Here is a 24801-nt window from a genome sequence, read left to right on the forward strand (position 1 = left end):
GAGGAACTCAGAAGTTGATCATGTGGCCGGTCAGGCCGTGGAAGCACTCCTGCAACGCCTCGGACAGCGTCGGGTGGGTGTGTACGTTGCGGGCCAGCTCGGTGGCGGTCAGGTCCCACTTCTGCGCCAGCGTCAGCTCGGGCAGCAGCTCGGACACGTCCGGGCCGATCAGGTGGCCGCCCAGCAGTTCGAGGTGCTTGGCGTCGGCGACCAGCTTGACGAAGCCGGTGGGGTCGCCCAGGCCGTGCGCCTTGCCGTTGGCGGTGAACGGGAACTTCGCGATCACCACGTCGTGGCCCTCGTCGCGCGCCTGCTGCTCGGTGAGCCCGAAGCTGGCGACCTGCGGCAGGCAGAACGTGGCGCGCGGCATCATGCGGTAGTCGCCCAGGGCGAGGGTCTCGGCGCCGGCGATGGTCTCGGCCGCCACCACACCCTGCGCCTCCGCGACGTGCGCCAGCTGCAGCAGACCCGTGACGTCGCCGATCGCGTAGATGTGCGGCACGGACGTCTGCATGTACTCGCTGATGCCGATGGCCTTGCGGTCGGTCAGCGCGACGCCCGCCTTCTCCAGCCCGTAACCGGAGACGTTGGGCGAAAAGCCGATGGCCTGCATGACCTTGTCGGCCTTGAGCTCCTGGGAGTTGCCGTCCTTGCTGACGACCACGGTGACGTCCGATCCGTTGTCGGTGATCGACTCGACCTTGGTTGCGGTCATGATCTTGACGCCCAGCTTCTTGAACTGCTTCTCGATCTCCTTGGAGACGTCGGCGTCCTCGTTGGGCAGCGCGCGCGGCAGGAACTCGACGATGGTGACGTCCACGCCGTAGTTGCGCATCACGTAACCGAACTCCATGCCGATGGCGCCCGCACCGGCGATGATGATCGACCCGGGCAGCTCCCGGGTCATGATCTGCTCCTCGTAGGTGACCACGTTGTCCGACAGCGAGGTGCCCGGCACCAACCGGGTGCTGGCGCCGGTGGCGATGATGGCGTTGTCGAAGGTGAGGGTTTCGGTGCCGCCGTCGTTGAGGTCGACGGAGATCGTGTGGGCGTCGGTGAACTTGCCGTAGCCGTGGACCTCGGTGATCTTGTTTTTCTTCATCAGGAAGTGCACGCCGGCCACGCGGCCCTCGGCCACCTTGCGGCTGCGGTCGAAGGCGGCGCCGTAGTCGAAGGTCGCCTCGCCGCTCATGCCGAACGTCTTGGCCTCTTTGGTGAAGATGTGGACCAGCTCGGCGTTGCGCAGCAGCGCCTTGGACGGGATGCAGCCGACGTTGAGGCAGACCCCGCCCCAGTACTTCGGCTCGACGATGGCGGTGTTCAGCCCGAGCTGCGCCGCGCGGATGGCCGCGACATATCCGCCCGGACCGGCCCCGAGGACGACGACGTCATAGTGAGAAGTCACGAGCCCCACCCTAGTGGCCGGGGTTGTCGGGCGTTAATACGGAAGCACGCCCAATAGGCAGTGTCCGACCCGCGCGCAGTGGTAGTAGCCGTAGAGCGGGGCGGCGGCGACGACGGACGCGAACGGCCCCGACATCAGCGCGATCGACAACGCCGAGACGAGCGGCCTGCCCTCGGCCATGGCCAGCAGCACCGCGCCGACCGCGCAGGCCACGATGTAGACCAGCACCACGAACAGCGCGGGCGTCTTGTCGGTCGAGTGGTACCACCAGTACAGGAGGCCGAGCCCGACCTCGGCCGCCAGGAACCACACGCCGACGATCACCAGCAGCAACTTCCACCACTTCACCGAGAAGTAGCGCCCGGGCACCGTGACCGGTTGCACGGGCGCGCCGGCGGATTCGTCGGGCTGACCTTCGGGCTCCGCGGGCGACGGCGCCGGCTCCTGCTCGGACTCCTCGACCGCCGGCCGCGGGCCGGTGTCGTCGTCGAAGTCGGGGGTCCAGGACTGGGTGCCCGTGTCCTCGGTGTCGGAGAAGTCCGGGACGAACGGCGCGGTCCCGGGGTTCGATTCGGGGTCGCGCTCGTCAGCCACCGGACACCCGCAGGGCGACGAGCACACCGAGCCAGCCGGGGCCCAGCGCCAGGACGAACGCGCCGAGCGTCGTGAGCCAGCGCCGCCCCGAGAACAGGATCGTCAGCAGGCCGAGCACACCGGGTATCCCGACGACGAGCCCGACGGCGATCTCCGGGCGGATCGCCGCGTGCATCGCACTGCATGCCACGCCCGCCAGCAAACCGACCGCGGCGCCCACCAGCAGCGCGCCGGCCAGCAGCCAGGGGCGCGGAAGCGGGATCACGGTGACGACCTTACTGCGGCTCCCGGACCGGACGGCACGTTTCCGGACCGGCGTCGGGCACCACCCGACCGCGCACCGGCGGGCGCAGCCCGCGCTCGTAGTCCGTGCCGGTGACGACGGGCGTCTGCAGCAGCTGCGCCTGCTCGTCGTCGGTGAATACCCTTGCGCGGCTGAGGAATCGGAATCCCTCGGGGGCCTCGAGGCTGAATCCGCCGCCGCGCCCCGGCACCACGTCGATGACGAGCTGGGTGTGTTTCCACGTCTCGTACTGCGGGCCCGAGATCCACACCGGCACCGCCTCCGAGCGCGGGACCTCGAGTTCGGCGAGCAGGACGTCCCGGTCGCCGACCAGGAAGTCGCCGAGCGGGTAACACATCGGCGAGGACCCGTCGCAGCAGCCGCCGGACTGGTGGAACATCACCGGGCCATGCAGTTCCTGCAGCCGCGCCAACAACTCCGCGGCGGGGGCAGTGATGACCGCCCGTGGTATCGGACCGGCCGCCATCTAGAACAGACCGAGCGCCTTGTCGGAGTAGGACACGAGCATGTTCTTGGTCTGCTGGTAGTGCTCGAGCGCCATCTTGTGGCACTCGCGGCCGAAGCCCGACAGCTTGTAGCCGCCGAACGCCGCGTGCGGCGGATACACGTGATAGCAGTTGACCCACACCCGTCCGGCCTGGATCTCGCGGCCGGCCCGGTAGGCGGTGTTGCCGTCGCGGCTCCAGACCCCCGCACCCAGCCCGTAAAGGGTGTCGTTGGCGATGCCCATCGCGTCGTCGTAGTCGCGGAACGGCGTCACCGCCACCACCGGGCCGAAGATCTCCTCCTGGAAGATGCGCATCTTGTTGTTGCCGCTGAAGATCGTCGGCTGCATGTAGTAGCCGCCGGACAGGTCGCCGCCCAGCTCGGCGCGCTCGCCACCGGTGATCAGCTTGGCGCCCTCCTCCTTGCCGATCTCGACGTAGGACAGGATCTTCTCCAACTGGTCGTTGGAGGCCTGCGAGCCCAGCATCGTCTCGCTGTCCAGCGGGTCGCCCTGCCGGACGGCCTTGGTGCGGATCGCGGCGAGTTCCAGGAACTCGTCGTGGATGTCGGCCTGGATCAGGCTGCGCGACGGGCACGTGCACACCTCGCCCTGGTTGAGCGCGAACATCGTGAAGCCCTCGAGCGCCTTGTCCTGAAAGTCGTCGCCCTCCGCCATCACGTCGGAGAAGAAGATGTTGGGGCTCTTGCCGCCGAGTTCCAAAGTGACCGGGATCAGGTTCTGGGAGGCGTACTGCATGATCAGCCGCCCGGTGGTGGTCTCGCCCGTGAACGCCACCTTGGCGATCCGGTTGCTGGACGCCAGCGGCTTGCCGGCCTCCGCCCCGAACCCGTTGACGACGTTGACGACCCCCGGCGGCAGCAGGTCGCCGATCAGTGACATCAGGTACAGGATCGACGCCGGTGTCTGCTCGGCGGGCTTGAGGACGACGGCGTTGCCGGCCGCCAGCGCGGGCGCCAGCTTCCAGGCGCCCATCAGGATCGGGAAGTTCCACGGGATGATCTGGCCGACCACCCCGAGCGGCTCGTGGAAGTGGTAGGCGACGGTGTCGTCGTCGACCTGCGACAGCGACCCCTCCTGGGCGCGGATCGCCGCGGCGAAGTACCGGAAGTGGTCGGCGGCCAACGGGATGTCGGCGGCGATCGCCTCGCGGACCGGCTTGCCGTTGTCCCACGTCTCGGCGACGGCCAGGGCGGCCTTGTTCTCCTCGATGCGGTCGGCGATCTTGTTCAGGATGGCCGCCCGCGCGGCGGGCGCGGTCTTGCCCCACGCGGGCGCCGCGGCGTGGGCGGCGTCGAGCGCCTTCTCGATGTCGGCCTCGTCCGACCGCGGGATCTCGCAGAAGGGCTGGCCGGTGACCGGCGTCAGGTTCTCGAAGTAGCGGCCCGCGGCGGGCGCGACCCACTCGCCCCCGATGAAGTTCCCGTATCGCGACTCGTATGACATCAACGCGCCCTCGGCGCCCGGACGTGCGAAGACAGTCATTTGTTCGGCTCCTCGTTCGGCTCTGTAATACAGCTCACACTACCGCCGCGGGCCACAATGGCTCCATGACACCGCAATCCCACGCCGACTCCTGTGACGACCCCTTCCTGTGGCTCGAGGACGTCACCGGTGACGAGGCGCTGGACTGGGTGCGGGCGCGCAACGAGCCGACGCTGGCGGAGTTTCGGGACGGGGAGTTCGAGAAGATGCGCGTCGAGGCGCTGGAGGTGCTCGACACCGACGCCCGCATTCCCTACGTGGTCCGCCGCGGCGAGTACCTCTACAACTTCTGGCGCGACGCCGCCAACCCCCGCGGCCTGTGGCGGCGCACCACCCTGGACAGTTATCGCACCGACTCCCCCGACTGGGACGTGCTCATCGACGTCGACGAGCTCGGCCGCGCCGACGACGAGAAGTGGGTGTGGGCGGGGGCGGGGGTCATCGAGCCCGACCACACCCGCGCGCTGGTGCGGCTCTCCCCCGGCGGCTCCGACGCGTCCATCGTGCGCGAGTTCGAGATGCGGACAAGGACTTTCGTCGCCGGCGGCTTCGAGCTGCGCGAGGCGAAGTCGCAGATCGCCTGGGCCGACCCGGACACCACCCTGGTGGGCACCGACTTCGGCGCCGGCTCGCTCACCGACTCCGGCTACCCGCGGGTGATCAAGCGGTGGCGCCGGGGCACCCCGCTGAGCGACGCGGAAACCGTGTTCGAGGGCGCCCGAACCGACGTCCTCGTCAGCGTGTCGGTGGACCGGACCCCGGGATACGAACGCACGCTGCTGGTCCGGGCCGTCGACTTTTGGAACGAGGAGGTCTACGAGCTACGCGGGTCCCCGGAAAGGCCGGAACTCGTCCGCATCGACACGCCCACCGACTCCAGCGTCTCGGTACACCGCGACTGGTTGCTGATCGAGCTGCGCACCGACTGGTATCGCGGCACCGAGACATACCGGGCCGGCTCGCTGCTCGCGGCCGACTACGAGGAATTCCTGAGCGGCACAGCGCAATTGCGGGTCGTGTTCGAGCCCGACGAGCACACCGCCCTGCACCACTACGCGTGGACGAAAGACCGGCTGCTGATCGTCACCCTCGCCGACGTGGCCAGCCGGGTGGAGATCGTCAGGCCGGGCGACTGGGAGCGCCGGCCGGTGCCGGGCATCCCGGCCGCGACCAACACCGTCGTCGTCGCCGCCGACGACACCGGCGACGAGTTCTTCCTGGATTCCAGCGCGTTCGTGACACCGTCGCGGCTGATGCGCGGCACGGGTGACGGGCCGCTCGAGCAGGTCAAGGCGGCGCCCGCCTTCTTCGACGGCGAAAACTTTGCCGTGACACAGCATTTCGTCGCTTCCCAGGACGGGACGCAGGTCCCGTACTTCGTGGTGCGGCCCACCGGCGCGGACGGCCCCGGACCCACGCTGCTGTACGGCTACGGCGGTTTCGAGTCCTCCAACACACCCGCGTACAGCGGGGTGCTGGGCCGCCTGTGGCTGGCCCGCGGAGGCACCTACGTGCTGGCCAACATCCGGGGCGGGGGCGAGTACGGTCCAGGCTGGCACACCCAGGCGATGCGCGAGGGCCGGCACAAGGTGGCCGAGGATTTCGCCGCGGTCGCAACGGATTTGGTGGACCGGGGCATCACGAACGTGCCGCAGCTGGGCGCCCAGGGCGGCAGCAACGGCGGCCTGCTGATGGGCATCATGCTGACCCAGTACCCGGAGAGGTTCGGCGCGCTGGTGTGCAGCGTGCCGCTGCTGGACATGAAGCGTTACCACCTGCTGCTGGCCGGCGCCTCGTGGATGGCCGAGTACGGCGACCCGGACAATCCCGACGACTGGGCGTTCATCTCCGAATACTCTCCCTACCAGAACATCTCGTCCGACCGCCGTTACCCGCCGGTGCTGTTCACCACGTCCACGCGCGACGACCGGGTGCATCCGGGACACGCGCGCAAGATGGCGGCGGCGCTCGAGGCCGCGGGCCACCGGGTCTGGTACTACGAGAACATCGAGGGTGGCCACGCCGGCGCCGCCGACAACGAACAGGTCGCCTTCAAGTCCGCGCTCACCTACTCGTTCCTGTGGCGGATGCTCGGCGGCCGGCGATGACGCGGCGCGCGGCCGCGGTCGCGCTCGCCGCCGCGCTCCTGCTCGGGTGCACCCACCCCAACGCACAACCGCCCCTGCCGTCCGCCGCCGAACCGCGAAACGCGCCGCCGCCCAACGCAACCCCGCCGGGGCGGATCGTCGGAGTGGGGGCGGGAGCCGAGGGCGTCGCCGTGGACGGCCGGACGCGTGTCGTCGCGGTGGCCGTGCGCGACCCCGACCAACTGGTGCTGCTCGACGCCGACTCGCTCGCCGTCACCGCGCGCACGCCGCTGCCCGGCTCGGCGCGCCACCTCCAGCTGGCCGCGGCCGGTGGCCCCGTGCTGGTGCCGGTCGAGACGGCGAACGCGTTGGTGGAGGTGCAATTACCGGGCGACGCCGCGTCGCCGCCGATCGCGACGGGCACCTTCCCCCACGATGCGACCGCCGCCGCGGGCGGCACCGTCTTCGTCGGCAACGAGCACGGCGGCTCGGTGAGCGTCGTGCGCGACGGCACCGTGGTCAAGGTCTTCACCGGCCTCACCCAGCCCGCCGGACTGGCCGCGTCCGGCGCCGCGGTCGGGGTACTCGACGCCCGCCAGAACACGCTGACGGTCTACGACGCCGAACGGCTGTCGGTCGTCGGGGCGGCCCCGGCCGGGGACGGGCCCACCCACCTCGTCGCGGACCGGCACGGCCACCTGATCGCCGTGGACACCCGCGGCGACGCGATCCGGGTGTTCGATGCCCTGCCGGCGCCGCGGGAGGTCGCGCGCGTCGCGCAGCCGGGCGGCCCCTACGGCGTTGCCTACGACCCAGCGCGCGACCAACTCTGGGTGGCGTCCTCGGGCGGCAACGAGGTCGTCGGCTACGACATGACCCAGCCGGCGCCGCGCGAGATCCGCCGGATCCCCACCGTGCAGAACCCCTACACCGTCGGCGTGGACCCGGCGACCGGGCGACTGTTCGTGGCCGGCGTCACCGCGGGCGTCCTGCAGGTGATCGACCCCGGCTGACCGGCCGTAAGATCGTCGGCGTGTCCGCGACCGACCGCATCGAGTTGACCATGCTGGCGACGGGGTTGATCCTCATCGCGGCCGGGGCGACCCAGGCGCGGTTCCGCTACATCACCCACCGCCGCGCGGGGCGCCGCTACTACTGGACGACCTCGGCCATCGGCATCGCCTGCTTCGCGGTGGGGGTGGGCAAGCTCTGGCCGAACGCGGTGCTGTCGACGCTGATGTTCATCGCCGTCGTGGTCGGCTCGGCCTACCTCATCACCCCGTACATCAAGATCCGCGGGCGCATCTACGCGGCGTCACCCGAGAACCGCCAGCCCGATCCTTAAGCGCCCGAAACGGTTAAGCTCGGTAACGAACTGGCGGACGGTGTCGAGGAGGGCATGGATCATGGGCGCACTCAGGTTCATCGGCGTGGCGACGTTGACGGCGATCGCACCCATCGCCATCGCCCTCGGAACCGGCCCGGCGCACGCCGATTCCGACCTCGGGAAACCGTGCTCGCCGGAGGGGGCGAAGGTCTGGGGAGTCCCGGGCCCCGTCTACTGCGAGCGCCAGGCCGACGGCGGGCTGCAGTGGGTGTCCATTCCCGTGTCGGCGATGTGCGTGGCGTTCTGCGTCAACCACCCGTGACGGGTCGCCACTAGTCGTCGACGAACACGTCCGGGTTGCGATTCCGGCGCCCGAGCAGCCAGGCGGCGAGGCAGGCCACCAACCCCAGCCCGCCGTATCCCAGCGCCGAACGCCACCAGGTTTCGGAATGCTGAACCGGCGGCTTGAGCGCTGCGAGCGCGATGAGGAGGCTGCCGTTGTCGGTCGGCCCGGCGCCCGGTAGCGACTGGGTCTTGGTCACTTTGATCTGCCCGTTGCCGTCGGATTCGCTCACCTGACCCCACGCCAGGGTGGAGTCGTCGAGCAGGAACGTGTCCTGGCCGCCCGCGGGTTGGCTGTCGTCGTGGCCGAGCACCTGCACCTGGCCGACCACGACGGTCTGGTTGGCCGCCGCGACATAGGCGGGGACGTCCTGGTACAGCTCGGGTGGGGGCGGCGCGGCGTAGGTCCGGGGCGGCGGGACGTCCGAGCCCGCCGGCGGTATCCAGGCGCCGCCGTGGAAGCTGCCGGACGCCACGTGGCTGAATCCGACCGCGGTGAACGGGTATTCGCCGGCGGCGGCCACGTCGAGGACGATCCGCCCGCCCGCCGGCACGAAGGCCTCCCGATAGGCGCCGTTGTAGCGGTAGCGGAAGGTCATCGCCTCACTCAGCGGGTTGTACAGGGCCGGCCGGTGATCCTCGTCGTAGTCGACGTAGTCCCAGTGCCGGGGCCGCACCAGCTCCTGGTTGCCGGCGTGCACCACGTCGACGTTGCCGTTGTGGGCGTCGACCACGTTCTGCACCTGGTGGTCGAAGTCGTACACCTGCATCGGCGGCAATGGCGGGTTGGCGGGGTCGATTCGCGTCGCCGGCGCGCCCCTGGCATCCGCGACGGCCTGCGGTGGCGCGTCCAGCCCTTTGGGGGGCGTCACCACCGACGCGTTCTTCGGCACCCCGGCGCCCCCGAGATTGAGCCGCGGGCTCTGCACCGGAACCGTGCTCGGGGGCGAAGGACTCGGCGGAATGGCCTTGGGCGTCTGCACCGGCGGAACGGGCTCCAGCGGCAGCGGCTCCGGCGGGGCCTCCGGGGTCGGCAGCGGCAGCCTGGTCTGGGGTGACTGAACGGGGCGCGGCGGAGCGGGGTGGTCGCACACGTTCGAGGTGTGATACGCCTCGACGAACATCAGGCAGTTCTGGCAGGAGACGGGGTTGGCCCCGTCGCCCGCACACGGGGCCGCCTGCGCGGGGACGGGAAGGGTGGTGACCACCGAAAACGCGGTGAACACCATCGCGGCCGCGGCCGAGACGACCGTGCCCATTCGACCTTGGCCGATCACTCGCCCGCTGCAGACCTTCCGACACACCCCCGCCGAATCACCATGCTAGCGATCGGTCGCGCGGGCCCGCGCCTAACCGACGAAAATTGGCCGGGCCGGCCCGAGAGTCGCGCTGGACACGAACCGCGCCACCGACTTCGCTTGACCGATGGCGAACTTCGAGACCCTGCTGTACGCGACGGCCGGCCCCGTCGCGACCATCACGCTGAACCGCCCGGAACACCTGAACACCATCGTCCCGCCCATGCCCGACGAGATCGAGGCGGCCGTCGGCCTGGCCGAACGCGATCCGGAGGTCAAGGTCATCGTGCTGCGCGGCGCCGGCCGCGCCTTCTCGGGCGGCTACGACTTCGGCGGCGGCTTCCAGCACTGGGGCGAAGCCATGATGACCGACGGCCGATGGGACCCGGGCAAGGACTTCGCGATGGTCACCGCCCGCGAGACGGGGCCGACGCAGAAGTTCATGGCGATCTGGCGGGCGTCCAAGCCGGTGATCGCGCAGGTCCACGGCTGGTGCCTCGGCGGGGCCAGCGACTACGCGCTGTGCGCCGACCTCGTGATCGCCAGCGAGGACGCCGTGATCGGCACCCCGTACAGCAGGATGTGGGGCGCCTACCTGACCGGGATGTGGCTCTACCGGTTGAGCCTGGCCAAGGTGAAGTGGCACTCGCTGACCGGTCGGCCGCTCACCGGGGTGCAGGCCGCCGAGGTCGAACTGATCAACGAGGCGGTGCCCTTCGAGCGGCTCGAGGCCCGCGTCGCGGAGATCGCCGCGGAGCTGGCGCGAATCCCGTTGTCGCAGTTGCGCGCCCAGAAGCTGATCGTGAACCAGGCCTACGAGAACATGGGCCTGGCGAGCACGCAGATGCTGGGCGGGATCCTCGACGGCCTGATGCGCAACACCCCCGACGCGCTCGATTTCATCACGATCGCGCAGACCGAGGGCGTGCGCGCGGCGGTCGAGCGGCGCGACGGCCCGTTCGGGGACTACAGCCAGGCGCCACCGGAGCTACGGCCCGACCCGAGCCATGTCATCGTCCCAGATCACGACTGATAGTGAGACGGGCTACGAAATGTCGCGACGGCTCCCACCGCAGGCCTGGAAAGTGTTACGGTAACAGCTATGTCTCGGCTGAGTTCTGGCCTGCGTGCAGGCGCCGTTTTGCTGTCCCTGGGCATCGCCGCCACCGCCTTTCCGAAGGCCGCGGTGGCCGACTCCACGGAAGATTTCCCGGTACCCCGCCGGATGATCGCGACCACCTGCGACGCCGAGCAGTACATGGCGGCCGTGCGCGACACGAGTCCCGTGTACTACCAGCGGTACATGATCGACTTCAACAACCACGCCAACCTGCAGCAGGCGACCATCGACAAGGCCCACTGGTTCTTCTCGTTGTCACCGCAGGAGCGCAGGGACTACTCCGAGAACTTCTACAACGGCGACCCGCTGACGTTCGCGTGGGTCAACCACATGAAGATCTTCTTCAACAACAAGGGCGTGGTCGCCAAGGCGACCGACGTGTGCAACCAGTACCCGCCTGGCGACATGTCGGTGTGGAACTGGGCCTAGCGCCAAAGCGGGTTACCGGCGGAACGGTGTCGTTACACTGCGTTTCGCGAGGATAAGGCGGCGACCGCTCCGGCCTTCGGCAGCTGATCGCCCGTGGTTTACTTAGGCTAGCCTTGGTTGTTCGCCTTCCCGATCACCCAGCCGGGGCAATCGGGAACCGGACATGGGCGAGCGGGCGGATCGTCCGCCGGCGTGCCAACCGGTAAAGGGGACAGCCGATCTTCAGGTTTCTGTCGCGGTTCTGGATCCCGTTGGTGATCCTGGCGGTAGTCGCCGTCGGGGGCTTCATCGTGGACCGGGTCCACGGCTACTTCGGCTCGCAGAAGCGCGAATCGTATGCCGACAGCAACCTGCAAAACCCCAAGCCGTTCAACCCGAAGCGCATCGTCTACGAGGTGTTCGGGCCGCCCGGGACGACCGCCGACATCAGCTACTTCGACGTCAACGGCGATCCCCACCGCGTCGACGGGGCGCCGTTGCCGTGGACGCTGCGCGTCACCACCGACAAGGCCGCCATGATGGGCAACCTCATGGCCCGCGCCAGCGGCGACAGCGTCGGCTGCCGGATCACCGTGGACGACGTCGTCAAGGCCGAGCGAATCTCCAACGAGGTCCGCGCCTACACGTTCTGCGTGGTGAAGTCCGCGTGACCACCCACTTCGCCGGCGCCGGGCCCACCCACACCGAACGGCCGCTCCTCGCCCGCCTCCTCCACACCTTCGCGGTGCCGATCATCCTGTTCTGGATCGCGGCCGCCGCCGCCTTCAGCCTGTTCGTCCCGTCGCTCGAGGTCGTCGGGCAGGAACGCTCGGTGTCGCTGAGCCCGCGGGACGCGCCGTCGTTCGAGGCGATGAAGCGCATCGGCCACGCCTTCCGGGAGGGCGAGACCGACAGTTCGGCGATGATCGTCCTGGAAAGCAACCAGACCCTCGGCGACGACGCCCACCGGTACTACGACGCGATCGTCCGCAAGCTGCGCGAGGACAAGACGCACGTGCTGAGCGTCCAGGACTTCTGGGGCGATCCGCTCACCGCGGCCGGCGCCCAGAGCAACGACGGCAAGGCGACGACCGTCCAGGTGAACCTCGCCGGCAACCAGGGCGAGCCGCTGGCCAACGAATCGGTCGAGGCCGTCCGCAAAATCGTGGCCGGGGTGCCCGCCCCGCCCGGCGTCAAGGCCTACGTCACCGGGGTCGCCGCGATGGCCGCGGATCTGCACCACAGCGGCGACAAGTCCACGGCCAGAATCACGGTCACGACGGTCGCGGTCATCCTGATCATGCTGCTGTTCGTGTACCGCTCGATCGTCACCGTGATCCTGCTGTTGGTCACGGTCGGTTTCGAGTTGACCGCGGCGCGTGGGGCCGTCGCGCTGATGGGCCACACCGGGCTGCTCAACCTGTCCACCTTCGCGGTCAGCCTGCTCACCTCGCTGGCGATCGCGGCCGGCACCGACTACGGGATCTTCATCATCGGCCGTTACCAGGAGGCGCGGCAGGCCGGCGAGGACCGGGATTCGGCGTTCTACACCATGTATCGCGGGACCGCTCACGTGATCCTGGGCTCCGGCCTGACGATCGCCGGCGCGACGTTCTGCCTCAGCTTCACGCGGATGCCGTACTTCCAGACCCTCGGCGTGCCCTGCGCGGTCGGGATGCTGGTCGCCGTGCTGGTCGCGCTCACCCTGGGGCCCGCCGTGCTGACCGCCGGGAGCCGGTTCGGCCTGTTCGACCCCAAGCGCAGGATCGGTGTCCGCGGCTGGCGCCGCGTCGGCACCGCGGTGGTCCGCTGGCCGTTGCCGATCCTGGCCGTCACGCTCGCGATCGCCCTCATCGGCCTGCTCGCCCTGCCCGGCTACAAGGCGAACTACAACGACCGCGAATACCTGCCCAGCTCCATCCCCGCCAACGAGGGCCTGACGGCCGCGGACCGCCACTTCTCCCAGGCGCGAATGAAGCCGGAAATCCTGATGATCGAGTCGAATCACGACATGCGCAACCCGACCGACTTCCTGGTGTTGGACCGGCTCGCCAAGGGGATCTTCCGGGTCCCGGGGATCTCGCGCGTCCAGGCAATCACCCGGCCGGACGGGACGACGATGGACCACACGTCGATCCCGTTCCAGATGAGCATGCAGAACGCGGCGCAGGCACAGAGCATGAAATACCAGCGCGACCAGATGGACAACATGCTCAAGCAGGCCGACGAGATGACCAGGACCATCGCGACCATGCGGCACATGTACGACCTGATGACGCGACTGGTCGGCGTCACCCACAAGATGGTCGGCGACACCGAGGAGATGCAGCAGATCACCAATCAGCTGCGCGACGAGATCGCCAACTTCGACGACTTCTGGCGGCCGATCCGCAGCTACTTCTATTGGGAGCGGCACTGTTTCGACATCCCGATCTGCTGGTCGTTCCGCTCCATCTTCGACGCTCTCGACGGCGTCGATCAGATCGACGACAAGCTGACCGTGCTCGTCGGCGACATCCAGGAGCTCGACCGGCTGATGCCGGAGATGGTCGCCCAGTTCCCGCCCATGATCGAGACGATGGTGAACATGCGCACCATGATGCTCGACATGCACAGCACCATGTCGGGCATCTTCGCGCAGATGGACGAGATGAGTGACAACGCGACGGCCATGGGCCACGCCTTCGACGCGTCCAAGAACGACGACTCGTTCTATCTTCCGCCAGAGGTGTTCAAGAACAAGGACTTTCGGCGCGCGATGAACAACTTCCTCTCGCCCGACGGGCATTCCGCGCGGTTCATCATCCTGCACCGCGGAGACCCGGCGTCGGCCGAGGGCATCGCCAGCATCGACAAGATCCGCACCGCGGCCGAAGAGTCGCTCAAGGGAACGCCGTTGGAGGACGCGAAGATCTATCTGGCGGGGACCGGCGCCGTGTTCAAGGACATCTCCGACGGCGCCCGGTGGGACCTGGTGATCGCCGGAATCTCTTCGCTCTGCCTCATTTTCATCATCATGCTGATCCTCACCCGCGCGCTCGTCGCCGCCGCGGTGATCGTGGGCACGGTGGCGCTTTCCTTGGGGGCGTCGTTCGGGCTCTCGGTGCTTGTCTGGCAGGACATCCTCGGGATCCAGTTGCACTGGCTCGTGCTGGCGATGTCGGTGATCGTCCTGTTGGCCGTCGGATCGGACTACAACCTGCTGCTGGTCTCGCGCTTCAAGCAGGAGATCCACGCGGGGCTGAAGACCGGCATCATCCGCTCGATGGGCGGCACCGGGAAGGTGGTGACCAACGCCGGCTTGGTCTTTGCGTTCACGATGGCGTCCATGGTCGTCAGCGACGTGCGGATCATCGGACAGGTGGGAACCACGATCGGCCTGGGCCTGCTCTTCGACACGCTCATCGTGCGTGCTTTCATGACGCCGTCCGTCGCCGCGCTGCTGGGACGGTGGTTCTGGTGGCCGATCCGGGTCCGCTCCCGCCCGCCGCGGGTTCCGTCGCGGCCCGCCGACCGGGACAGCGCCCTGGCGTACACCGACTAGCCATGCCCACGGTCGCACTGATCGGCTTCCTCGGGGGCCTGATCACCGGAATCTCGCCGTGCATCCTGCCGGTGCTGCCGGTGGTGTTCTTCTCCGGAGCCGTCGGTGGTCAAACCCGTTCGGCCCGGCCATATCTGGTGATCGCCGGGCTGGTCTGTAGCTTCGGCCTGGTGACGCTGGCCGGTTCGACGCTGCTGTCGGCGCTGCACCTGCCGCAGGATGCGATCCGCTGGGGCGCCCTGGTGGCGCTGACGGTCATCGGGCTGGGCCTGATCTTCCCGCCGCTGCGGGAATTGATCGAGCGGCCGTTCGCGCGCATTCCGCTGCGCGAAACCCCGCTCGGCAGAAGCGGATTCGGGCTCGGACTCACGCTGGGCGCCCTGTACGTGCCCTGCGCCGGCCCCGTGCTGGCCGCGATCGTGGTGGCCGGCGGCACCGCGTCGTTGGGCCTCCCGGTCCTGCTGCTGACCGCGACGTTCGCGGTCGGCACCGCGGTTCCCCTGCTCGTCTTCGCGCTCGCCGGGCGCGGCGTGACACAGCGGGTCGCGGCCTTCCGCCGCCGGCAACGTGCGATCCAGGCCGCGGGCGGCGTGGCGATGATCGTGCTGGCCGTGGCGCTCGTGTTCAACCTGCCGGCGATGCTGCAGCGCGCCGTCCCCGACTACACCGCCGCCATGCAGAAAGACCTCGGCGCCAACCACATTCAGCAGCAACTCGGCGCCGCGCCCAAGGGCCAGCTCGCCGACTGCACCGAGGGCGCCGACCAGCTCCAGCAGTGCGGGCCGGCCCCCGGGGTCACCGGCATCGCCCAGTGGCTCAACACCCCGGGCGGCGCCGCGGTCGACCTCGCCTCGCTGCGCGGCAAGGTGGTGCTCGTCGACTTCTGGGCGTACTCGTGCATCAACTGCCAGCGGGCCATCGGCCACGTCGTCGACTGGTACGGCCGCTACCGCGACAGCGGATTGGTCGTCCTGGGCGTGCACACCCCCGAGTACGCGTTCGAACACGTTCCCGCCAACGTCGCCAGCGGTGCGGCCGCGCTGCACATCACCTATCCCGTCGCGCTGGACAACGACTACGCGACGTGGAACAACTACCAGAACCTGTACTGGCCGGCCGAATACCTGATCGACGCGAACGGGACGATCCGCCACACCAAGTTCGGCGAGGGCGACTACGACGGCACCGAGAGGCTGATCCGGCAGCTGCTCGCCGACGCGAACCCCGGCGCCAGGCTCCCCGCGCCGGCCCACGGGCCGGACACGACTCCCACCGGACGGCTCACCCCCGAGACGTATCTGGGCGCCGGCAAGGCCACCTACTACGGCGGCGCCGGTCCGTATCGGGCGGGCACCGCCACCTACGACTACCCGCCCACGCTCCCGGCCGACAGGTTCGCCCTGCGTGGGCGCTGGACGCTCGACGACCAGGGCGCCACCGCCGACGGCCCCGACGCCGCCATCCGCCTCGACTACACGGCCAAGGACGTCTTCGTGGTGGTCGGCGGCACCGGAACCCTCACCGCGAGCCGGGGCGGACGGACGACCACGATGCAGATCGCCGGGCCACCGACGCTGCACCGGATCGTGGCCGACCCGACCGCCGCGAGCGACGGGCTGGACCTGGGCGTCAGCCCCGGTCTGCAAGTCTTCTCGTTCACGTTCGGCTAGTGGCGGCCCCCTGCTTCCGCCGCAGGCCGCCCACGACCGCGACGACGACGCCGACCGCCACCAGCGCGGCGCCGGCAACCAGGGTCACGTCCAGCCAGTGGTGCAGGCTGGCCTCGGCGTGGGTCACCATGACGTCGCCGATGTCGCGGAGATCGGTGGTGGTGGCGCCGTCGAGCCCGTCGTTGACGTAGGGACGGCCGATCTCGGTGCCGGCCCAACCCAGCGCGCCGACGATCAGCGCCGAGACGCCCAGGCTGCTGATGGCCTGTCCGCGGCTGCGGGCCGCGGCCAGCGTGAGCAGGGCGCAGCAACCGCTGAGCACCGCCGCGCCGACGCTCACCCAGGGCCCCCACGTGGCGAACGGCCTGAGCCGTCCCTGCCGCCACGAACCGGGCAACGACGCGGTCACCGGAACCCTCAGCGCGGCCGGCACCGCCACGCCCTGACGGCTCAACTGCGCCTGGATCGCGCCGTCTTTGAGCATCGGGGCGACGTCGATCGTCCACGGATCACCGGAGCCGCGGTCGGTGAACAACCAGCCGTGCACCGCGCGGTTGGCCTGCTCGAACATCGGCGGAAACGCGGGCCCGGCCGTGAAGGCGCTGGCGGCCCAGCGCAGCCGCGAGCCGTCGACCGGGTACCGACCGCCGGCGCGGGCGGCGATGAGGGTGACGGCCCGGGTGGTGAGCTCGGAGGCCATGGCGGACTGCAGTGCCGGGTCGCCGGCCGCCTCGCGCGCCAGCGCGGCGTAGCCGTCGGCGTCGATGATGTGCGCCTGGGCCCACGAGGCGGGTACCGCCACCGCCAGCGCCACGGTGGCGGCCAACCACGCCAGCACCGCCGCCGCGAATCGCACGCGTGCGAACCTACTGAATTCCCCGCAGGTACGCCGCCTGCCCCAGGTGCTGGGCGCAGTCGTCGATGATGCTGACCAGCCGCGCGCTGGCCGTCACCGGCGGGTCCCAATTGGTGTCCACGACCCGGGACAGCTCGTCGGCGGTCACGCCGGCGACGTATTCGAGGGTGAGCCTGTGCACGGCGTGGTAGTAGCCGCTCAGCAGCTCGGCGGACGCGTGGACCTTCCCGACCTCGTCCGGCCCGTGCCCGTAGCCGGTGTCGTGGCGGGGGAGGTCCAGCGCGAACCGGTCCACCCACCCGTCCCGGGTCCACACCTCCTCGACCCCGGCGACGTGCGCGAGCTGGATGTCCTGCACCCGGGCGCTGTGCCAGATCAACCAGGCGATGCTGTTCGCCTCCGGGGTCGGGCGGTAGTCGGAGACCTCGTCGGTCAATCCGTCGGTGAGCTCGTCGACGTGTTCGATCAACCGGGTGAACGCGTCGCGGAGGAGTTCTTTCGCTGCTTCGTCGGGGCTGGCCATAGGGCCGACACTACCGACGGCGGGCAGCCGAGCCTGGCATGAGCGCGGGACGCGGTCGTAGATTATTTAGATGACCTACGACCTCATCATCCGCAACGGCACCATCGTCGACGGGCTGGGAGGGGAACCGTACGTGGGGGACGTGGCGGTCCGCGACGGCATCATCACGGCCGTCGGCCACGTGAACGGCGAGGCGGCCGCACGCGAGATCGACGCGACCGGCCTGCTGGTCACGCCCGGCTTCGTCGACCTGCACACCCACTACGACGGCCAGGCGATCTGGTCGGAGCGGCTCACACCGTCGTCTGCGAACGGCGTGACCACGGTGGTGATGGGCAACTGCGGTGTCGGCTTCGCGCCGTGCCGCCAGGACGACCACGACGTGCTGGTCGACGTAATGGCCGGCGTCGAGGACATCCCCGGGGTGGTCATGACCGACGGCCTGCCGTGGACCTGGGAAACCTTCCCCGAATACCTTGACGCGCTCGACGCGGGCAAGCGCGACATCGACGTCGCCGCCTTCCTGCCGCATTCGCCCTTGCGCGTCTACGTGATGGGCCGGCGCGGCGCCGACCGCGAGCCGGCCACGGAGGACGACCTGGCCAGGATGCGGGCGCTGGCCACCGAGGCGATCGAGGCCGGCGCTCTGGGCTTCGCGACGTCGCGGTTCACGATCCACAAGACCGAGAGCGGTTCGCCGATCCCCAGCTACGACGCCGCCCGGGAGGAGATCGAGGAGATCGCCAAGGGCGTGGTCGACGGCGGCGGCGGGCTCCTGCAGTTCGTGCCCGACATCCCGGCCGGCGGCTACCAGCCGGTGCTGCAGACGGTGTTCGACGTGGCCGAGGACGTCGGCCTGCCCGTCACGTTCACGCTGATCGTCGCCAACTCCGGCGATCCGACGTGGGAGGACGCGATCACCATGATCGAGAAGGCGAACGCGGCCGGCGGAGACATCACGGCGCAGCTGCTGCCGCGCCCGATCGGGCTGATCATCGGGTTGCAGCTGTCCGCCAACCCGTTCATCCTCTACCCCAGCTACCGCGAGATCGCGCACCTGCCGCTGGCCGAGCGGGTGGTCCAGATGCGCAAGCCGGAGGTCCGCGCCCGCATCCTGGCCGACAAGCCCGGCACCGGGCACCCGATCCTCTACGTGGCGCAGATGTGGGACTGGATTTTCCCGCTGGGCGACACCCCCGACTACGAGCCCGACCCGTCGACCAGCATCGGCGCCCGAGCCCGCGCCCGCGGGGTGGACCCGATGGAGGAGGCCTACGACCGCCTCCTCGACGACGAGGGCCGCGCCATGCTGCTGGTGGCCACCAGCAACCTCGCCTACAACTCGCTGGACACCGTCGGAAAGCTGCTGCACCGCGACGACGTGGTGCTCGGCCTCGGCGACGGCGGCGCCCACTACGGGATGATCTGCGACGCCAGCTATTCGACGTTTTTCCTGGCGCACTGGGCCCGCGACCGGAAATCGGGACGCTTCACGGTGCCCGAGGCCGTCCGCGAGCTGACGTCGGTGCCGGCCCGCGTGGCCGGACTGGGCGACCGGGGCCGCATCGCCGTCGGCTACAAGGCCGACCTGAACGTCATCGATCACGCCGCCCTGCGGCTGCACAAGCCGGTGATCCGTCACGACCTGCCGGCGGGTGGCCGGCGGCTGGACCAGACGGCCGAAGGATACGTGGCAACCATTGTGTCGGGGGAAGTAATTGCCGAAAATGGCGTTCCGACCGACGCCCGTCCCGGAAAGTTGGTCCGCGGCCGCAAGCCGGCCCCGATACCTGCTCCATAACGCCACGAAGGGCGGCCCATCCCGGTTAAGTTGGGTCAGTGACGAGCCCGCATTTTGCGTGGTTGCCGCCTGAAATCAACTCGGCACTACTTTACGCCGGTCCTGGAGCGGCGCCGCTGCTTGCTGCGGCAGAAGCCTGGGACGGGCTGGCCGAGAACCTGACTTCGTCGGCGTCGTCATTCTTTTCGGTGACATCGGATCTTGTCAACGGCTCCTGGCAGGGCGCGTCGGCCGCGGCGATGATGGCCGTCGCCACGCAATACGTGAGCTGGCTCAGCGCCGCCGCGGCCCAGGCCGAGGCCGCCTCCACCCAGGCCTCCGCGATCGCGGCCGCCTTCGAGACGGCGGTGGCCGCAACGGTTCAGCCCGCGGTGGTGGCCGCCAATCGGCAACTCGTACAGGCGTTGGCGGCGACGAACTGGTTCGGGTTCAACATCCCGGCGATCATGGACACCGAGGCGGCCTACGAGGCGATGTGGGCCGCGGACGTCGCCGCCATGTTCGGCTACCACGCCGACGCGTCGGCCGCCGCCGCGCAGTTGGCGCCCTGGCAGCAACTCCTGCAGAAGGTGGGCTTCGAGTTCAACAACGGCAAAATCAGTTGGGGTCCGCTGAGCGTGCCCAACATGGGCTTCGGAAACAGCGGCGCCCAGAACGTTGGCTCGGGAAACTCGGGCAACAGCAACCTCGGCTTCGGTAACCAGGGCAACAACAACCTCGGGTTCGGCAATTCCGGCAGCAACGACTTCGGAATTGGGCTGAGCGGCAATGGCCAAATTGGCTTCGGGGGATTCAACTCGGGCACCGGCAACATCGGCTTCTTCAATTCGGGTAACAACAACATCGGCTTTTTCAACTCCGGCAGCGGCAACTTCGGCATCGGAAATGCAGGGTCCACCAACGCCGGCCTCATGAACTCGGGCAGCGTCAATGCGGGCTTCCTGAACAACGGCTACGCCAACACCGGCTTCTTGCAGGACAACGTCGCCGGGTCCGAGTCGTCGTTCGGCTCCGGCCACTACGCCACCGGCGGGCTGGGCGCCGCCAACGTCGGAACGGGGTTGCTGAACACCGCGGCCGCAACCACCGGGGGCCTCAACCCGGGCATCGCCAGTCCCAGCCTGCTCCACACCGCAACCGCCGGCCCGGCCGTCACCGGCTCCATAGCCGACGCGGGCACCGCGGGGATGGCGGCCGCCGGCATGGAGTCCGGCAACGCCAACTCCGGCGTCGCCGGCCCGGTCGGCGGCAGCACTCCCACCCCGCCGGGACTGCGCACGACCACGGCCGCCCCGGCCGCCTTCTTCCCCGCCGCGTCCGGCAGCGAGACGACTATCCGCCCCGCGGGCCGCGAGTCGGCCATACCGAGCTCGAACTTCTTCAAGGGCGACCGCCCGCCCGCCGACGCCAACGCGGGCACCAGGGAGCCGGTCTTCCCCGAGTAGCGGCGATCGCGAGCGCGGCGAAGCCGGGCGAGGCGGGTCGCCGCCTTCGATAGCGGCGATCGCGAGCGCGGCGAAGCCGGGCGAGGCGGGTCGCCGCCTTCGATAGCGGCCTATCCTCGACGGCATGGGCGCCAAGAAGGTGGACTTCGACCGGCTGGCAGCAGCTCTTCCCGACTTCCCGTTTGCCTACCTGATCACGGTCGACGACGGGTATCGCCCGCACACCGTGGCGGTCGAGCCGCGGTTGCGGGGGGAGACGCTCGACGTCGGGCTCATCGGGGGACGCACCCGGCGGAACCTCGCCCGGCGCGGCGACGTCACCCTGCTGTGGCCGCCGACCGAGCCGGGCGGGTACTCGCTGATCGTCGACGGCGAGGCAACCGTGTCTTCCGCCGGCGACGAGACCGCCCGCCTGGGCGTGGTGCCCACCCGCGCGCTGCTGCACCGCGACGCCGCGCCCGACTCCCCGGAGGCGGCCAAGGGCTGCCTGCACGACTGCGTGGTGTTCTCGCTGCCCGCTTAGCGTTGTCGAACGCCGAGTCTGCAATGACGTCGCCGAAACTGCGGTGAGAGCGGGTTCTCCTCCCGGTTCTTGACGCTGTACGCAGTCTCGACGCACGAAAAAGCCCGGCTCCCAAGGGGAACCGGGCTTTTCCGTTGACTTCTTAGAAGTCCATGCCGCCCATGCCGCCGGTCGGGTCGCCCGCGGGAGCCGCCGCCTTCTCCGGCTTGTCGGCGACGACGGCCTCGGTCGTCAGGAACAGCCCGGCGATCGACGCGGCGTTCTGCAGCGCCGAGCGGGTGACCTTGACCGGGTCGGCAACGCCGGCCTTGAGCAGGTCCTCGTACTCGCCGGTGGCGGCGTTCAGGCCGGTGCCGGCGGGCGAGTTGCGGACCTTCTCGGCCACAACGCCGGGCTCCAGCCCGGAGTTGAAGGCGATCTGCTTCAGCGGGGCCTCGAGCGCGACGCGAACGATGTTCGCGCCGGTCGCCTCGTCGCCGGAGAGCTTCAGCTCGTCCAGCGCCGGGGTCGCGTGCAGCAGGGCCACGCCACCACCGGCGACGATGCCCTCCTCGACGGCGGCCTTGGCGTTGCGCACCGCGTCCTCGATGCGGTGCTTGCGCTCCTTGAGCTCCACCTCGGTGGCGGCGCCGGCCTTGATCACCGCAACACCGCCGGCCAGCTTGGCCAGGCGCTCCTGCAGCTTCTCGCGGTCGTAGTCGGAGTCGCTGTTCTCGATCTCCTGGCGGATCTGGGCCACGCGCCCGGCGATGGCGTCGGTGTCACCGGCGCCCTCGACGATGGTGGTCTCGTCCTTGGTGACGACGACCTTGCGGGCCTTGCCCAGCAGCGCGACGTCGGCGCTCTCCAGCGAAAGGCCGACCTCCTCGCTGATGACCTGGCCGCCCGTGAGGATGGCCATGTCCTGCAGCATCGCCTTGCGGCGGTCGCCGAAGCCGGGGGCCTTGACCGCCACCGACTTGAACGTGCCGCGGATCTTGTTGACCACCAGGGTGGACAGGGCCTCGCCCTCGACGTCCTCGGCGATGATCAGCAGCGGCTTGCCGGCCTGGATGACCTTCTCCAGCAGCGGGAGCAGGTCCTTGACCGTCGACACCTTGGAGCTGACCAGCAGGATGAACGGGTCCTCGAGGACCGCTTCCTGACGCTCGGCGTCGGTGACGAAGTAGCCCGAGATGTAGCCCTTGTCGAACCGCATGCCCTCGGTGAGCTCGAGCTGCAGGCCGAACGTGTTGGACTCCTCGACCGTGATGACGCCCTCGTTGCCGACCTTGTCCATCGCCTCGGCGATCAGGTCGCCGATCGACTGGTCGCCCGCGGAGATCGCGGCGGTGGCGGCGATCTGCTCCTTGGTCTCGACCTCCTTGGCGGACTTCAGCAGGGTCTCGGTGACCTTCTCGACGGCCTTCTCGATGCCGCGCTTGAGGCCCAGCGGGTTGGCGCCGGCCGCGACGTTGCGCAGGCCCTCGCGGACCAGCGCCTGGGCCAGCACCGTCGCCGTCGTGGTGCCGTCACCGGCGACGTCGTCGGTCTTCTTGGCGACTTCCTTGACCAGCTCGGCGCCGATCTTCTCGTACGGGTCCTCCAGCTCGATCTCCTTGGCGATGGACACACCATCGTTGGTGATCGTGGGGGCACCCCACTTCTTCTCCAGGACGACGTTGCGGCCCTTGGGACCCAACGTCACCTTTACCGCGTCGGCGAGGGCGTTGAGCCCCCGCTCGAGGCCCCGACGGGCCTCTTCGTCGTACGCAATTGTCTTGGCCATTGCGAAGTGATTCCTCCGGATCGGGAATGGACCAGGGGTGACCGGGTGAGGACGACCCCGTTACTTACGCTGGCCGGGCGCAGTGCCCGCGACGGACGACCAGACTGGCCTCACCGTCCCGACCTAGCACTCACCGGTCGGGAGTGCCAACGTCATTCTTAGCACTCGCCTATGCCGAGTGCAAGAACACGCGGGGCGTTATCGCCCAGCGCGAAGACCGTCGATGACAACGTCCGTCGCCCGCTCGGCCAGCGCCGCGTCGTACGCCTGCATGGCCTGGCAGCCGACGAGGATCGCCTTGAGATCCCCCATCCCGATGTCCCGCCGCGCCGTACCCGCCTGCTGGGCGGCGTGCAGCAGCTCGGCGAGCATGGCCTTGAAGGCGTCCTCGGCGTCGGGCGCGGCGCAGGCGATGTCAATCCCGTAGCCGGCCAGGGCGTCGACCAGGCCGCGGTCCGCCGCACCCCACTGCAACACCATCGAGCGCAGGAAGGCGAACAGCGCCTCGCCGGGCCCCGCCGTCCCCAACAGGGCGCGCCCGTCGTCGACCAGGTGCCGCATGCGGTCGTCGATGACGGCCGCGAACAGCGCGTCTTTGGTGGGGAAGTGGCGGTAGACCGTCCCCGCGCCGACGCCGGCGCGGCGCGCGATCTCGTCGATCGGCACCGACAAGCCCTCGGCCGCGAAGGTCTGGTAGGCGACGTCCAGCACGCGGGCGCGGTTGCGCGCCGCGTCGGCCCGCAGCGGCCGGTCCGGTTGCGCCATGTGTTCACCATCGATTCGGTTGACAAAGCGGGGCGTGCGTTCCGTATAGTGATCATCAACCGGAGCGCTCGCCCCGTTTACTCTACTAGTTGCAGGAGCTGCACATGGCCAAGTGGACCACCGCGGACATTCCCGACCAGACCGGCCGCGTCGCCGTCATCACCGGGGCCAACACCGGCCTCGGCTACGAAACCGCCGCCGCGCTGGCCGACAAGGGCGCGCGCGTCGTGCTCGCGGTGCGCAACCTCGACAAGGGCAAGGACGCCGCCGCCCGGATCACCGCCAAGAGCCCCGGCGCCGACGTGGTGTTGCAGGAGCTGGACCTGACGTCACTGGACTCCGTGCGCGCCGCCGCCGACCAGCTCAAGTCCGCCTACGAGCGGATCGACCTGCTGATCAACAACGCCGGCGTCATGTACACGCCGAAGGAGACCACCAAAGACGGCTTCGAGATGCAGTTCGGCACCAACCACCTGGGCCACTTCGCGCTGACCGGCCTGCTGCTGGACCGGCTGCTGCCGGTCCCCGGTTCACGGGTCGTGACCGTGAGCAGCATGGGCCACCGCATCCTGGCCGACATCCACTTCGACGACCTGCAGTGGGAGCGCCGCTACAACCGCGTGGCGGCGTACGGGCAGGCAAAGCTGGCCAACCTGCTGTTCACCTACGAATTGCAGCGCAGGCTCGCCCCGCACGGCACGACCATCGCCGCCGCCGCCCACCCCGGCGGGTCGAACACCGAGCTGGGCCGCTACACGCCCGCGGCGTTCCGGCCGCTCGTCAACGTGTTCTTCAACCTGATCGCCCAGGACGCGGCGATGGGCGCGCTCCCGACGCTGCGCGCCGCCACCGACCCGGGCGTGCTCGGCGGCCAGTACTACGGTCCCGACGGCTTCGCCGAGACGCGCGGCCACCCGAAGCTCGTCTCGTCCAGCGCGAAGTCGCACGACGCCGAAATGCAGCGCCGGCTTTGGGCGGTGTCCGAGGAGCTGACCGGGGTGGTGTACCCGCTCGGGGGGTAACACTGGGGG

The 24801-nt window shown here is 69.4% G+C and carries 23 protein-coding genes; 13 read left to right on the forward strand and 10 right to left on the reverse strand.

Annotated features, from left to right (window positions below; all coding sequences use genetic code 11):
* Positions 1-7 precede the first annotated feature (7 nt).
* The 5 genes from lpdA to exaC are packed head-to-tail and all read right to left on the reverse strand — an operon-like array spanning position 8 to position 4293.
* Complete coding sequence (lpdA, locus tag GPY60_RS11065; protein ID WP_156687715.1) at positions 8-1405, reverse strand: dihydrolipoyl dehydrogenase; 1398 nt, start codon at positions 1403-1405, stop codon at positions 8-10.
* Positions 1406-1438: 33 nt separating this feature from the next.
* Positions 1439-1999 carry a hypothetical protein gene (locus GPY60_RS11070; RefSeq protein WP_156687716.1) on the reverse strand — a complete coding sequence of 187 codons (561 nt, stop codon included), beginning with the start codon at positions 1997-1999 and terminating at the stop codon, positions 1439-1441.
* Positions 1992-2264, reverse strand: a complete 273-nt coding sequence (locus tag GPY60_RS11075; protein WP_156687717.1) for a putative holin — start codon at positions 2262-2264, stop codon at positions 1992-1994. Before GPY60_RS11075 ends, GPY60_RS11070 begins: the two co-directional genes overlap by 8 nt.
* A gap of 10 nt (positions 2265-2274) precedes the next feature.
* Positions 2275-2769, reverse strand: coding sequence for a DUF779 domain-containing protein (locus GPY60_RS11080; RefSeq protein ID WP_156687718.1), 495 nt, complete (start codon positions 2767-2769; stop codon positions 2275-2277).
* On the reverse strand, positions 2770-4293 hold the full coding sequence (gene exaC / locus GPY60_RS11085) for an acetaldehyde dehydrogenase ExaC (protein ID WP_156687719.1): 1524 nt from the start codon (positions 4291-4293) through the stop codon (positions 2770-2772).
* Between the two features lie 65 nt (positions 4294-4358).
* Between exaC and GPY60_RS11090 the strand changes: the two genes are divergently transcribed.
* The 4 genes from GPY60_RS11090 to GPY60_RS11105 all read left to right on the forward strand — a co-directional run bounded on the left by GPY60_RS11090 (position 4359) and on the right by GPY60_RS11105 (position 8029).
* A complete protein-coding gene (locus GPY60_RS11090; protein WP_156687720.1) occupies positions 4359-6401 on the forward strand; it encodes a prolyl oligopeptidase family serine peptidase in 2043 nt (680 codons plus the stop codon).
* Complete coding sequence (locus GPY60_RS11095) at positions 6398-7393, forward strand: YncE family protein (RefSeq protein WP_156687721.1); 996 nt, start codon at positions 6398-6400, stop codon at positions 7391-7393. The genes GPY60_RS11090 and GPY60_RS11095 overlap by 4 nt, the downstream gene beginning before the upstream one ends.
* Positions 7394-7443: 50 nt before the next feature.
* The gene (locus tag GPY60_RS11100) at positions 7444-7725 is read left to right on the forward strand and encodes a hypothetical protein (protein WP_197283640.1); all 282 of its coding nucleotides are present in this window, start codon (positions 7444-7446) and stop codon (positions 7723-7725) included.
* A gap of 61 nt (positions 7726-7786) precedes the next feature.
* Positions 7787-8029, forward strand: coding sequence for a hypothetical protein (locus GPY60_RS11105; RefSeq protein WP_156687723.1), 243 nt, complete (start codon positions 7787-7789; stop codon positions 8027-8029).
* 10 nt (positions 8030-8039) lie between these two features.
* On the opposite strand, the gene GPY60_RS11110 is transcribed toward GPY60_RS11105, so the two are convergent.
* The gene (locus GPY60_RS11110) at positions 8040-9308 is read right to left on the reverse strand and encodes a hypothetical protein (protein WP_156687724.1); all 1269 of its coding nucleotides are present in this window, start codon (positions 9306-9308) and stop codon (positions 8040-8042) included.
* Positions 9309-9474: 166 nt separating this feature from the next.
* Between GPY60_RS11110 and GPY60_RS11115 the strand changes: the two genes are divergently transcribed.
* From GPY60_RS11115 to GPY60_RS11135, 5 genes are all read left to right on the forward strand, one after another.
* Positions 9475-10380, forward strand: a complete 906-nt coding sequence (locus tag GPY60_RS11115; protein WP_156687725.1) for a crotonase/enoyl-CoA hydratase family protein — start codon at positions 9475-9477, stop codon at positions 10378-10380.
* A gap of 69 nt (positions 10381-10449) precedes the next feature.
* Positions 10450-10896 (forward strand): DUF5078 domain-containing protein, encoded by a 447-nt coding sequence (locus GPY60_RS11120; protein ID WP_156687726.1) that lies wholly within the window; start codon positions 10450-10452, stop codon positions 10894-10896.
* Between the two features lie 230 nt (positions 10897-11126).
* A complete protein-coding gene (locus GPY60_RS11125; RefSeq protein ID WP_156687727.1) occupies positions 11127-11546 on the forward strand; it encodes an MmpS family protein in 420 nt (139 codons plus the stop codon).
* On the forward strand, positions 11543-14419 hold the full coding sequence (locus GPY60_RS11130) for an MMPL/RND family transporter (RefSeq protein ID WP_156687728.1): 2877 nt from the start codon (positions 11543-11545) through the stop codon (positions 14417-14419). Before GPY60_RS11125 ends, GPY60_RS11130 begins: the two co-directional genes overlap by 4 nt.
* Before the next feature lie 2 nt (positions 14420-14421).
* The gene (locus tag GPY60_RS11135; protein WP_156687729.1) at positions 14422-16089 is read left to right on the forward strand and encodes a cytochrome c biogenesis protein DipZ; all 1668 of its coding nucleotides are present in this window, start codon (positions 14422-14424) and stop codon (positions 16087-16089) included.
* On the opposite strand, the gene GPY60_RS11140 is transcribed toward GPY60_RS11135, so the two are convergent.
* The gene (locus tag GPY60_RS11140) at positions 16076-16945 is read right to left on the reverse strand and encodes a hypothetical protein (RefSeq protein ID WP_156687730.1); all 870 of its coding nucleotides are present in this window, start codon (positions 16943-16945) and stop codon (positions 16076-16078) included. The two genes, GPY60_RS11135 and GPY60_RS11140, sit on opposite strands and share 14 nt — an antisense overlap.
* A 10-nt stretch (positions 16946-16955) precedes the next feature.
* Positions 16956-17468, reverse strand: a complete 513-nt coding sequence (locus GPY60_RS11145; RefSeq protein WP_156687731.1) for a mycothiol transferase — start codon at positions 17466-17468, stop codon at positions 16956-16958.
* A gap of 70 nt (positions 17469-17538) precedes the next feature.
* On the opposite strand from GPY60_RS11145, the gene GPY60_RS11150 reads away from it, so the two are divergent.
* The 3 genes from GPY60_RS11150 (at position 17539) to GPY60_RS11160 (ending at position 21237) form a co-directional block, all read left to right on the forward strand.
* On the forward strand, positions 17539-19269 hold the full coding sequence (locus GPY60_RS11150; RefSeq protein WP_156687732.1) for an N-acyl-D-amino-acid deacylase family protein: 1731 nt from the start codon (positions 17539-17541) through the stop codon (positions 19267-19269).
* Between the two features lie 38 nt (positions 19270-19307).
* Positions 19308-20714, forward strand: a complete 1407-nt coding sequence (locus GPY60_RS11155) for a PPE family protein (protein WP_156687733.1) — start codon at positions 19308-19310, stop codon at positions 20712-20714.
* A gap of 124 nt (positions 20715-20838) precedes the next feature.
* On the forward strand, positions 20839-21237 hold the full coding sequence (locus tag GPY60_RS11160) for a pyridoxamine 5'-phosphate oxidase family protein (RefSeq protein ID WP_156687734.1): 399 nt from the start codon (positions 20839-20841) through the stop codon (positions 21235-21237).
* 142 nt (positions 21238-21379) lie between these two features.
* On the opposite strand, the gene groL is transcribed toward GPY60_RS11160, so the two are convergent.
* Positions 21380-23005 carry a chaperonin GroEL gene (groL, locus tag GPY60_RS11165; RefSeq protein ID WP_156687735.1) on the reverse strand — a complete coding sequence of 542 codons (1626 nt, stop codon included), beginning with the start codon at positions 23003-23005 and terminating at the stop codon, positions 21380-21382.
* A gap of 198 nt (positions 23006-23203) precedes the next feature.
* Positions 23204-23770, reverse strand: coding sequence for a TetR/AcrR family transcriptional regulator (locus GPY60_RS11170; RefSeq protein ID WP_156687736.1), 567 nt, complete (start codon positions 23768-23770; stop codon positions 23204-23206).
* Positions 23771-23874: 104 nt separating this feature from the next.
* On the opposite strand from GPY60_RS11170, the gene GPY60_RS11175 reads away from it, so the two are divergent.
* The gene (locus GPY60_RS11175) at positions 23875-24792 is read left to right on the forward strand and encodes an SDR family NAD(P)-dependent oxidoreductase (RefSeq protein ID WP_156687737.1); all 918 of its coding nucleotides are present in this window, start codon (positions 23875-23877) and stop codon (positions 24790-24792) included.
* Positions 24793-24801 lie beyond the last annotated feature (9 nt).

Source organism: Mycobacterium sp. Marseille-P9652 (assembly GCF_902652685.1).
Lineage (GTDB): Bacteria > Actinomycetota > Actinomycetes > Mycobacteriales > Mycobacteriaceae > Mycobacterium.